Raw genomic sequence first — 11,866 nt, forward strand, 5'->3', positions numbered from 1 at the left:
GGTTTGCTGATTCGGTGTTTCGACGTTCCGAGCGGGAAAAGAACCATCATGCGGGATTCCCAACTGGTGAGCATGGCCACCGATAGCGCCCCCGTTTCGTGGACGGACCCGAACTACGTCGCGGCGGTCGTCGGCGTGCTCGCCGTCGGCGCTCTCTACTTCTACAGCGCGTGGACGGGGTCCGGGCCGACGACGGACGAGATCACGTTCGTCCTCCTCGCCGTCTTCCTTCCGACGACGCTCGCCTACGAAATCGCACGGCGTTTCTGAGAATCCGCCTCACTCCGATGCTCGAAATCCAGAGAGTTTAAACGCCAGTCACACAGCCATCTCCGTATGAAAGCGACCGCGAAGGCCCACCCGATTCAGGGGTTGGTCAAGTACCACGGGATGCGCGACGAGGAACAGCGATACCCGTACCACGACAGCATCAGCGTCTGTACCGCGCCGAGCAACACCACGACGACCGTCGAGTTCGACGAGTCGTTCGAATCGGACACCTTCGTCGTCGACGGCGAGGAACTGACGGGCCACGCCGCTGACCGCGTTCGCAAAGTCGTCTCGCGCGTTCGGGAGCTCGCGGAAATCGACACCCGCGTCCGATTGGAGAGCGAGAACAGCTTCCCCTCGAACGTCGGCCTCGGCTCTTCTTCGTCGGGATTCGCCGCCGCCGCGATGGCCGCCGTGGAGGCCGCCGGTCTCGACCTCTCGCGTCCGGACATCTCGACTATCGCGCGTCTCGGGTCGTCCTCCGCGGCCCGCGCCGTGACGGGCGGGTTCTCGGACCTCCACATGGGCCTGAACGACCACGACTGCCGTTCCGAGCGACTTGAGTCGCCGCTCGAAGACGACGTTCGCATCGTCGCCGGACTGGTCCCAGCGTACAAGGAAACCGAGGAGGCCCACCGCGAGGCCGCCGACAGCCACATGTTCGAGGCGCGACTGGCCCACATCCACGACCAACTCGTGGAGATGCGCGACGCGCTCCGCGTGGGCGACTTCGACCGCGTGTTCGAGACGGCCGAACACGACTCGCTGTCGCTCGCCGCGACGACGATGACCGGTCCGGCGGGATGGGTGTACTGGAAGCCCGAAACGCTCGAAATCTTCGACACGGTTCGGGAACTCCGCAACGAAGAGGGCGTTCCGGCCTACTACTCCACCGACACGGGTGCGAGCGTTTACATCAACACGACGGCCGAGTACGTGGATGAGGTGGAGGACGCCATCGCCGACTGCGGCGTCGAGACCATGAGTTGGAAGGTCGGTGGACCGGCCCGAATCCTCCCCGAGGAAGACGCGCTGTTCTGAGACCGAGAGACCGACCGGTTTTCGACCTCTCATTTTATGCGGGGAGTACGCCTTTCACCTTCCCGCCCGTTATGCCTCGCATGCAAATCGCAGTTCTCGGCGCTGGCTACGCCGGTCTGGCCCTCGCTCGGAAACTCGAAAAAGAACTTCCCGACGAGACGAATCTGGTCGTCGTCGAGGAGACCGGACACCACCTCGTCCAACACGAACTCCATCGGGTCATCCGACGGCCGTCGCTCGCCGACCAAATTTCCATTCCGCTGACTGAAGTCCTCGACTGCGAGATACGCGAAACCCGCGTCGAGTCGGTGGACCCGGACGACGGAAGCGTCGTCCTTGCAGACGATGCCGACGACGAACTCGACATCGACGACCCTGACGAACTCGACTACGACTACGCCGCCGTCTGTCTCGGTGCCGAAACCGCCTTCTATGACCTCCCCGGCGTCGAGGAACATGCGATTCCGTTGAAGCGACTCGACCACGCCGAAGAGATTCGGGAGGGGTTTCTGGACGCCGACGGCGGACGCGTCGTGGTCGGTGGAGCAGGGCTGTCCGGCGTGCAGGTCGCGGGTGAACTGGCCGCCCTCGCCGACGAGGAGTTGATGGACGTGAAAATCGTCCTGCTCGAACAGTTCGACCACGTCGCACCCGCGTTCCCCGCCAACTTTCAGGAAGCGGTCAGGGAGCAACTCGAAGCGCGCGACATCGAGATTCGAACCGGGACGGCAGTCGAACGGGCCGACGACGGGACGATCACGCTGGCGGACGGCGAGACGCTGGACTACGACGAGTTCGTCTGGACGGGCGGCATCCGCGGGTCGGACGCGATGGACGGAGACCGCGCCCGCGTCGATAGCACGCTTCGACTCGGCGACGGAACCTTCGTCGTGGGCGATGCCGCACAGGTCGTGGACGGCGACGGCGAGGCGGTTCCGGCGAGCGCACAGTCGGCCGTGCGGGAAGCGCGCGTCGTCGCCGACAACATCGTTCGATTGGTCGAGGAGGGACGACGTGTTCGACCCGCGCCTCGATCAGTTCACGTTCAACTCGCCGGGATGGCTCGTCTCGGTCGGCGACGGTGCGGTCGCACAGGTCGGCCCGACGGTCGTCACCGGGACGGCGGCGAAGGCGCTCAAAGCGACGGTCGGCGCTGGATATCTCTCGTCGGTGGGTGCGGTTCGAAACGCGGTCGATTTGATCGGAGAAGAGTTGGGCGACTAAACTCCCGGAATCCCGAGCGAGGAGAACGTCAGGACGTCCAGGATGGCCAGCACGTAGGTGATGACGACGACCGAGAGCCAGCCGATGAGGCCGATCCCGATGGCGTTGCCCCAACCGCCGGGGTAGCGCCAGTTGATGACCCAGATCCACGCGACGAGGATGACGATCCAGCCGAACAGCCAGCCGAGCAGTACCGCGACGATTCCACCGATGACCGAGCCGACGATGGCAGTGATGAGCGCGTAACCGTAGTCGTCCGTTCCCGTGACGACCCGCGCACCGATGTAAATGCCGAGGGCACCGATGAGCAGGCTCACGATGAAGCCGACGACGGAACCGATGAAGGATAGCATCGTGATTCCCTTTACGACGAACCTGTTTTTATATGAACCGCTTGTGGTTCGGCCGAAGGGTAGGGCCGAAGGGTGGGCCGAAATATGTATACCGAACGAATCCAGCATCAACTTTAAGGTACTGGCTCCTCCTTGGCTCATCATGGCACGCGAACCAACACTCGACACGATACTGCTTGGCGCAGTCGGGGCCGGTGCCGCGGCGATAGTCGGAACCCGCGCACTGGAGTACTACCGGGAGCGCTATCGTCGCTCGGGACCCTCCGTCGTCTGCACGGAATGCGGCGAGGAGATGCCCATCGACGACGTTCTCGACCCGACAGTCACCTGCGCATGTGCGACCAGTAACATTCGAACGGACTGAGAAACCGCTACTCGAACGGATTGAGAATTCACTGCGTGCCACGACGTTCACTTTTGAGACGAAATCGCGACGGGGAGTTAGGCGCGACGCAAACTGCCGCGAAGTCCCCGCTCGGTTACTCAGATGAGGAGTAGAGCAAAGAACGCCACGACGAGCCATCGCCTCGTTTGGGAGCAGCGCGTCGGCGAATAGCCCCAGACGGTCGAATTCGACAGTTGGTACCCAACACGGTCGATTCCGACGAATCTATCGCCCAGGAGGCCGAACGTCGAAACGAACAGATGGCAACCGAACCCGACTCCGAAGAACCCACCGACGGGCCCGATCACCCCGTGTTGCTGTTCGACGGCGTCTGTAACCTCTGTAACGCTGTCGTTCGGTTCACGGTGCGGTTCGACGAGGCGGGAACGTTCCGCTTCGCGCCGCTTCAGTCCGAAGTCGGGCAATCGCTCCTCTCCCGCCACGACCTCCCGATGGACGAGTTCGACTCGTTCGTGCTCGTGGACGGCGAGAACTGTTACACCCGTTCGACCGCCGCGCTTCGCGTCTGTCGGGAACTCGACGGTCCGTGGCCGCTTCTGTACCCGCTTATCTATCTTCCTGAGGCAGTTCGTGACCCGGTGTACGACCTGATAGCGAAATACCGCTACCGAATCTTCGGCCGGAAGGACGAGTGTCCGATACCGCCTCCCGAAATCCGCGAGCGGTTCGTGGAGCGCTCGCTCGACTCCGTTTGAATTCCGTTATTCTCGACTCCGTCTGATTCGACATTCACGACGTTTGGCATCCCCTACTCGCGTTTGACCGTCCTTACGCTCCGGTTTGATCTCTCCTACCAACACGTTTGCACTCCCCTACCCAGCGGGTAGGCTGCTTCTTCCCGTCCGTTCGCACCCACTGATTCAACGGTAGGATGACGCACATCGGCCACAGGCCGCGTATAACAATGGTTCGGTACCGCCAGTTGAATTTCAGTGAGAACGGATGAACGAAAGGCCACACCAAATCGAGTCAGGATGTCGTTCCGGAGAACGGGTCGCCCAACCGCCGCCATCGAACGGTCGGACTAACGACCACTACGCTGGAACTACGGAGGAGAAGGGAAGACGGGTGGTTTCCGGAGGGAAAGGCACATGGTAGGGTTGTTCGGTGCGTTCGGTCCGCGAAGGGTCGGCTTAGACGAGTTTCCGAGCATGCAGTGGGGAGGAGAGCGAACCGACTCGTTCGCCGACGAACGGGTCGCCGTGACCAGCGGATTCCACCGACTCCTCGCCGACGAGCAACCCGCCCGAACCGTCACCGGCGACACGCTGGTGTGGATCATCGGCGACGTGTACGGCTTCGAGCGGAACGGCTCTTACCAAGCACGCCCGGACTCCATCGACTCCCCCACGTACTGTGCGAACCTGTACGAATCGTACGGTATCGACTTCGTCGAAGGGGTGAACGGACAGTTCGCGGGCATCGTCTACGACCGCGAGAACGGAACCGTCTCCCTGCTGACCGACCGACTGGGTTCGTATCCCCTGTTCCACACCCGCGTGGGCGACACCCTGGTGTGTTCGACCGACATTCAGACGCTCGCCGAATACCCCGGCGTCGACCCAGAATTCGACCGCGACTACCTCGCGGAGTACCTCGCGTTCAAACGGTCGTTCGGCGTGACGACGCCGCTCTCCGGCGTCGAAAAGCTCCCGCCCGCGTCGGTCACGACCGTCGATGACGACGGGAACACGACGGAGTCACGTTGTTACTGGCGGCCCGAATTCACCCCGCGAGACGAACCGTTCGAGAACTTCGTCGAGGAGTTCGTCTCGCGGTTCCGGCGAATCATCGACGAATGGGTACGGGAGGATCGAACGTACGGACTGCTGTTGAGCGGCGGGAGCGATTCGCGCCTGGTGATGTCCGCGATGAACCAGCCAGTGATCGGCTTTCACATGAACGACTGGCGAAACCGCGAGGCGCGGATCGCCGACCGAATCGCGGCGGCCGCCGGGAACGAACTCCTCTTCCTGCCCCGCACCGACGACTATCGACGGCGAAGCTTGGAGCGTAACCCGTCGCTCTCGAACTTCGACGGCTGGTACAAACAGGGGTATCCGACGGGGTTCGCGGAGGAACTCACGGGAACGGTGGACGTACTCCTCTCGGGTCTGTACGCCGATACCCTGTTCAAGGGCCACCAGATACCGTCGCCGAAACTGTCGCTCGGTTCGTTCGGGAACGTCACGCTTCCGGTCGAAGATCGGATTCGGACGATCGACGAGTTCATCGACGGACTGGCGGTCGAGACGCCGAGCTATTTCGACGGCGATGTGGACGTCGAATCGGTCCTCCGGGAGAACATCTCCGTCACGGCGGACGGCGAAATCGACCACCACGGTGTCCGATACCGGTCGATGCGGGAACTCGTCCTCTGTGGCGAGTACTACCCGCTGTCGAACGACACCGAACTCATCTACACGAACAGCCTCCGACAGATTCGACCGTACCGGACGCCGTTTCTCGACAACCGGCTCATCGACCTCCATCTCTCGATGCCCATCCAATATCAGCTTCGGCGCAACCTCATGCACCGCGCCATCGAGCGGTTCGATTCGCGTCTCGCCGCCGTTCCGCATTCGGAATCCGGCGTTCGAATCGACCGCTCGTTCCCGGTCGAATACGCCGGTAAACACCTGAACGCGCTTCGGTGGAAGCTCTTCGAGAGGGAGGAACCGCCGCGACCGTGGTGCACGCACGGACCGTGGCCCGACGACGAGGAGTTCGTGCGGCAAAGCGAGTTCGTTCGGGACGCGCTCGCGGACGACCGGGACCTCGTGGACTCCCTCCCGTTCCTCGACTGGGACGGCGTGAACCGATGCTACGAGGACCACCTCGGCGGCGAGGACAACGCCGTCGAACTGTACACGCTGTTGACCCTGTTGGAGATGCCGGTCACGAAACGGATCGGTGGTGACTCGGATGCTGGCGGGACCCCGTTGAGCGCCCCCTCCGGACCGACCACCGAGCGACCACGTCTTCGACTGCGACCGCCGACGGAGGTGACGGGGAGTGAGCGAGGACGGGTTGGACGTGCTGGTGATCGGTCTCGACGGGGCGTGTCGCCCGATTCTCGAACCGATGTTCGAGACGGGGGCGCTCCCGAACCTCGAATCGCTGTTCGACGACGGGGTGTCCGGCCCGCTCGAATCCCAACTCCCGCCGTGGACGCCGAGCGCGTGGCCGTCGCTGTTTACCGGGGTGAACCCCGGCAAGCACGGCGTGTTCAGCTTTCTGGACTACGAGGGGTACGACTGGAACGTGGTGGACGGCGACGACGTTCGGGCCGAACCGCTCTGGGGACACCTCTCACGGCACGGGATCAGGAGCGTCGTCGTCAACGTCCCGGTCACGCACCCGCCACGCGACTTCGAGGGCGCGCTCGTGCCGGGATACATGGCTCCGGAATCACCGGCATGTCACCCCGAGAACCTGCTCGCCGAACTCCGCGAGGCAATCGGGGAGTACCGGATCTATCCCGACACGACAGACGCGATGCCCGAGGAGGCCGCCGCCGAGTATCGTGACGTCGTGAAGTCCCGCGGTGGGGCGTTCCGGTATCTCGCCGACCGCTTCGAGCCCGATTTCGGCTTCGTGCAGTTCCAGCAGACCGACACCGTGTTCCACGAGTTCCCCGACGAGCGGGAAACGGTTCGGGCGGTGTACGAGGCCGTCGACGAGCAGGTCGGGGAAATCCTCGACGCGACCAACCCCGACACCGTGCTCGTCGTCAGTGACCACGGGATGGGGGAGATGACGGGGACGGGCTTCTACGTCAACGAGTTCCTCACGGATCACGGCTACACGGCCGTCTCACAGGGTGGCGAGGGCATGCCGTCGTGGGTTCCGACCCGGGAGTCGAAACTCAGGAACGGCGGGGACGAGGCGGGTCGCGGCGATCCGGACGACCGCCGCGGCCCGCTCCAACGAACGAATGACCCGCTCCAACGACTGACCGCCGTCGCGGCAAAAGTCGGTCTCACGACCCATCGGGCGGGAAAGCTGTTGGACACGGTCGGACTTCGCGGGGTCGCGTCCGAACTCGTCCCGTCGGGGGTCGTCCGGGCGAGCAGTCGGCAGGTGGACTTCCCCGCCTCGCAGGCGTACATGCGTGCCAGGATCGAATGCGGCGTCCGAATCAACTTGGCGGGACGCGACCCCGACGGCGTCGTTCCACCGGAGCGATACGAGTCGCTCCGGTCGGAACTCATCGACCTGCTCGCCGACGTCGAAGCGCCCGACGGAACTCCAGTGTTCGAGGACGTGGCCCGCCGAGAAGCCTACTTCGACGGGCCGGAGGCCGAGCGCGCGGTGGACATCGTCACGGTGCCGACGGACTTCGACAACTTCCTCTCGGCGGAGCTTTCGGGCCACGAGTTCGCCGAACCCGGCCAACCGTGGAACCACAAGCGGAACGGTATCGTTGCGATGGCTGGCGACGGCGTCCACGGAAGGATTTCCGACGCACACCTCTTCGACGTGACGCCGACGGTGCTCGCGCTGTTCGGGATACCGAAGAGCACCGAAATGGACGGCGACGTTCTCTCGCCGGTCGAATCGGTCGGCGAGGAAGGGTACTCGACGCGACGGGAAACGGGCGGGACGACGGGTGGCGAACGGACCGATTCCGACGAACAGACCGCATCCGACGACCGGATGGCGAACCGACTCGCGGCACTCGGATATCTGGAGTGAGACAAATGACGATAGAAATTCAGGAAGCGGACGATAGCACGCTCGAACGATGGAACAACCTCGTGGAACGCTCTGACGGGCCGACCCCGTTTCATCGCCGCGAGGCGCTCACGTACCTCGCGGAAACGTCGAACACCGAGGTTCGATTCCTCGTCGGATACAAAGGGCAGGAGCCGGTCGGGCTGTTCCCGATTTTCGTGACGACGAAAGGACCGTTTCGGATGGTGTACTCGCCGCCACCGCACCTCGAAGTGTACTACCTCGGTCCGACGCTGCTCAACTTTGCGAAGCTGAAACAGCGGAAGGCCGAACGGCGACACCGGGAGTTCATCGACGGCGCGATCGAATGGATCGAGACGGAAATCGACCCGGCGTACGTGGACGTCCGAACCGTGGACGAGTACACCGACCTCCGACCGTTCTCGTGGAACGGTTTCGACGTGTCCCCCTCCTACACCTACATCCTCGATTTGACGGGCGAAGACCTACTCATGCAGTTCAGCCGTGACGCCCGGAGCAACGTCAAGAACCGCGACGACGGCTGTACGATTCGGGAGGCTGGCGTGGCGGGAATCGAAGCGGTCATCACCCAGATTCAGGACCGTCACGCGGCACAGGGGAAGGACTACCGGATCACCCCCGAGTTCGTCACCGAACTGTACGAGCGACTCCCCGATGGCTGTGTCAGGCCGTACGTCTGCGAGCGCGACGGCGAGATTCTGGGCGGCATGGTGACGCTCGAAACCGACGACACCATCTATCGATGGCAGGGTGGCGCGAAATCCGACGTCGAGTTCCCCATCAACGACCTGCTGGACTGGCACATCATTCAGGAGGCACAGGAGCGCGGCCTGACCCGATACGACCTCGTGGGAGCCAACCTGCCCCGCCTCTGCCGGTACAAATCGAAGTTCGGGCCGGAACCCGTCGCCTATCACACCGTCCAGCGAAAATCGACCCGGATGCAGGCCGTGACCGGCGTGTACCGACGGCTTCCCTCCGCGCTCAAGGTGGTTTCGGAATGAGCCGAACTCGACGGACGTCCCTGAACCGCCGGACCTTCCTCCGCACGGTCGCGGGAATCGCCGTCGGAGTCGGTGTCGGAGGCGTCACAATCGCCAGCGCCGACGGCGCTGGCGACAACCTCGTTCAGACGGGACACGTCACGGATTCGAAGTACGCCCTTCAACAGGGCGATACCTGCGTTCCGCTCGCCGTCATTACCTCCGATTTGCCCGTCGAGAAGTTCTACAACTACCGTTCGTCGGACACCGATCCGAAGGGTTGGTACAGTTCCTACGGCCCGGCGAGCGCGCTCGAACGGGCCGAAACCAGCGAACTCTACCTCTACCGCGGGCCGAAGGGGACGAGCCTCGTCTTCATGCACGGCAAGCGCGGGAGCAATGGCGGCGGATCGGTGACGTTCCACATCACCGGCCTTCCGGACGACGGCGAGTGGGCGGTGGCCGACGATCAGTACAACGCGTCGACCAACTACGACACGTTCCAAAAGGCGGACGACGAGTGGGACGTCGATTGGACGTGGGCGAGCGATGCAAAACACGGCGGCGGTGCCGACGGCGGTGCGTTCCGCGGGCTGACCCCCGACGATAGCGTGACGATACATCCCGCGTTCAACGAGGAGGCGCGGTTGTACGGCCAGCACTTGGAGCGGGACTACGCCGGAAAGGTCGAGAACTGGCGGGCACTTTCGACCGATTCGGAGGGGAGTCAGTGGGCGTCGCTGAACATGACGAAACCGGTCGTCATCCACGCCGGACAGTGCGGCGGGTCCGGGGGAGGAAGCGGGACGGGAACGACGACGACGAAGTCCACGACAACCACGTCCACCGACACCTCGACCGGTACGACCACGACGACCACGACGGCGGAAACCACCGAGAAATCGGCGGGGAACGACACGGCCACGCAAACCGTCGCCAGCGGGCCGGGAACGCAGACCAGTTCGCCCGTCGGACAGGACGGGTTGGGCGTGATGACGGCCCTCTCCGGCATCCTCGGAACGGGTCTCTACCTGTTCCGTAATCGAAACGAGGAGTGAACGGCGCGTTGGAACTCCAGTAACGTCCGCTCGACCGTCGGTGGGTTCTGTTTTCGGAATACCGTTCGATACCCGACCTCCTGAAAGTTTATGCTATCCGAACGCAACCGATCCGCCATGCCTTCCAGACGACAGGTCCTCGCCGCTTCGGGGGTCGCGTTCACGACCGGAAGTCTCGGGAGTTGCCTGTCCAAGGTCGGGCTTGCGAAGACGGGCGAACTCCAACTCAAGGCCATCTCCCTCGAATGGCAGTACGGCAATCAAACCTACATAGACCAGCCACTCTGGATCGGATTTGACCACGGCGACGGAAGGATTTTCGGCAGATACGACCCGGCGTTCGTCGGGGGGAGCGTTCGCTCCCCCGACGATATCGTCGTGAGTGAAGACCGCCACCACAAGTTGTCCGCTCGATTCACCGTCGAGTATCTCCTCGGCGTCTGTGGAAAGAATTTCGACAGCAGCGAAGAGGGCACTGGCTGTCTGAACACGTGGACGTCCCGAACGGATTTCAACCGCGTACAGTTGGACGATAGGGCCGAAGTCCGGGAGACGAACAACCGATTCGACGTCATCGACGTCTACGAAGACTCCTACACGATTCGGTCCACGGATGTCCATACGTTCGACTTCGCGAAACTCCACGAGGACGACGGCATCTCGGCCGACGGTTGGTGAATACCGTTTTCTGGACCGTTCAATCGTCCGCCGGAATCACGCGCTGTCCGGCGGTGATGTACTGCCGTGTGGGTGTTTCGTCGAAATCGTCCCGCTCGTCCGTCTTCCTGCCGTCGCGGGCGACGACACCGTCGAACCGAATCGGGAGTCCCATCCCGAGATAGAAGTTCGGTCGGTCCTGGACGTGGAAATGCAGGTGTGGCTCGGTGGAGTTACCGGAGTGACCACAACGACCGATCTGCTGCCCACGTTCGACACGGTCGCCCGGAGCCACCTCGACGCTACCGCACCGGAGGTGTGCCGAGACGCTGTACTCGCCGTCGGCATGTTCGATGGTGACCCAGTTTCCTCGGATATCACGTTGGAAGACGTCGAACCACCCGTCCACCCGCCCGTGGTCGCGGTGGCCGTCGTGTGTTTCGACGACGACACCGTCCGCGGACGCATAAATCGGCTCACCGAAGCAGTAGTACTCCTCCGGACGTGACCCGTCGCCCGTGTGAGTGTTGCCGTCCCCATCAGTTATCACGAAGTCGTAAGCGTACCGTTGCGTGAGGACTCCCCACGAGTGGGAGTTCTCACGGTTCGGGCTGCCGTTGGCGACTGTCCACGTATCGTCGCACGAATCGGGAAGGGCGGCACCGTCAGCGGCGTCGTAATCGGATGGATCGGCGAACGGCAAATGGAAGGACGTACTCTGCTCGAATCGTTCCGGATTCGGAAGTCGGCCGCGATGTCGGGCGAGGATGAGAATGTGGCCGCCCAACTGAAGCAGGCTCTTTCCCTGTACGAAGGGATTTAGCTGCATGAAAAGGACCGACAGGACCATACACCATTTCCGCTGTGCCTCGCTGAACCGTATCCAGTCCGTCGGAGAACTGCCGTTCACCCGTGCTGGAGCGACCATGCGAACGAACGGCCACAACCCGAAGAGAAAGAAGAGCGCGCACCGTCGGAGCGGGCGAAGCGACTCGAACAGATAGCCGGGAATCGAGACGAAGCCGAGAAGGAAGAGGTTCGTCGGGTCGGGAACTTTTTTGAGGAGACCGCTCCGTCGATTTGATTCTCCACCGTCTCCGGAATCGGTCGGACTGCGTGCCCTGGACATCGGGAATAGGTGGGCCGGTCAGTCGT

Annotated in this window: 10 protein-coding genes and 2 pseudogenes; 10 read left to right on the plus strand and 2 right to left on the minus strand. The window is 63.0% G+C overall.

Going from position 1 to position 11,866, the window contains the following annotated elements; genetic code table 11:
• Positions 1-72 precede the first annotated feature (72 nt).
• The 3 genes and pseudogenes from A4G99_RS09775 to A4G99_RS09785 all read left to right on the plus strand — a co-directional run bounded on the left by A4G99_RS09775 (position 73) and on the right by A4G99_RS09785 (position 2,535).
• Entirely contained in the window at positions 73-270 is a 198-nt protein-coding gene (locus A4G99_RS09775) for a hypothetical protein (protein WP_066145087.1), read from the plus strand.
• Between the two features lie 66 nt (positions 271-336).
• A complete protein-coding gene (gene mvaD, locus A4G99_RS09780) occupies positions 337-1,311 on the plus strand; it encodes a phosphomevalonate decarboxylase MvaD (RefSeq protein ID WP_066142761.1) in 975 nt (324 codons plus the stop codon).
• 80 nt (positions 1,312-1,391) lie between these two features.
• Positions 1,392-2,535, plus strand: a pseudogene (locus tag A4G99_RS09785) (NAD(P)/FAD-dependent oxidoreductase).
• Here the strand turns inward: A4G99_RS09785 and A4G99_RS09790 are convergent.
• The gene (locus A4G99_RS09790) at positions 2,532-2,888 is read right to left on the minus strand and encodes a hypothetical protein (protein ID WP_190303735.1); all 357 of its coding nucleotides are present in this window, start codon (positions 2,886-2,888) and stop codon (positions 2,532-2,534) included. The pseudogene A4G99_RS09785 and the gene A4G99_RS09790 sit on opposite strands and share 4 nt — an antisense overlap.
• A 142-nt stretch (positions 2,889-3,030) precedes the next feature.
• Between A4G99_RS09790 and A4G99_RS09795 the strand changes: the two genes are divergently transcribed.
• From A4G99_RS09795 to A4G99_RS09825, 7 genes and pseudogenes are all read left to right on the plus strand, one after another.
• Positions 3,031-3,252, plus strand: coding sequence for a hypothetical protein (locus A4G99_RS09795; RefSeq protein ID WP_223301811.1), 222 nt, complete (start codon positions 3,031-3,033; stop codon positions 3,250-3,252).
• Positions 3,253-3,533: 281 nt separating this feature from the next.
• Positions 3,534-3,989 carry a thiol-disulfide oxidoreductase DCC family protein gene (locus A4G99_RS09800; protein WP_066145094.1) on the plus strand — a complete coding sequence of 152 codons (456 nt, stop codon included), beginning with the start codon at positions 3,534-3,536 and terminating at the stop codon, positions 3,987-3,989.
• Positions 3,990-4,445: 456 nt separating this feature from the next.
• A pseudogene (locus A4G99_RS27125) lies at positions 4,446-5,810 on the plus strand (asparagine synthase-related protein); the annotation flags it as partial.
• 568 nt (positions 5,811-6,378) lie between these two features.
• The gene (locus tag A4G99_RS27130; RefSeq protein ID WP_255359086.1) at positions 6,379-7,992 is read left to right on the plus strand and encodes an alkaline phosphatase family protein; all 1,614 of its coding nucleotides are present in this window, start codon (positions 6,379-6,381) and stop codon (positions 7,990-7,992) included.
• Between the two features lie 5 nt (positions 7,993-7,997).
• Positions 7,998-9,017, plus strand: coding sequence for a lipid II:glycine glycyltransferase FemX (locus A4G99_RS09815; protein ID WP_066142767.1), 1,020 nt, complete (start codon positions 7,998-8,000; stop codon positions 9,015-9,017).
• On the plus strand, positions 9,014-10,054 hold the full coding sequence (locus A4G99_RS09820; RefSeq protein ID WP_066142769.1) for a hypothetical protein: 1,041 nt from the start codon (positions 9,014-9,016) through the stop codon (positions 10,052-10,054). The genes A4G99_RS09815 and A4G99_RS09820 overlap by 4 nt, the downstream gene beginning before the upstream one ends.
• A gap of 117 nt (positions 10,055-10,171) precedes the next feature.
• On the plus strand, positions 10,172-10,732 hold the full coding sequence (locus A4G99_RS09825) for a hypothetical protein (protein WP_150123085.1): 561 nt from the start codon (positions 10,172-10,174) through the stop codon (positions 10,730-10,732).
• 19 nt (positions 10,733-10,751) lie between these two features.
• Here the strand turns inward: A4G99_RS09825 and A4G99_RS09830 are convergent, their stop codons facing one another.
• Positions 10,752-11,840, minus strand: coding sequence for a M23 family metallopeptidase (locus tag A4G99_RS09830; protein WP_066142775.1), 1,089 nt, complete (start codon positions 11,838-11,840; stop codon positions 10,752-10,754).
• Positions 11,841-11,866 lie beyond the last annotated feature (26 nt).

This window comes from Haladaptatus sp. R4 (assembly GCF_001625445.1).
Classification (GTDB): Archaea; Halobacteriota; Halobacteria; order Halobacteriales; family Haladaptataceae; genus Haladaptatus.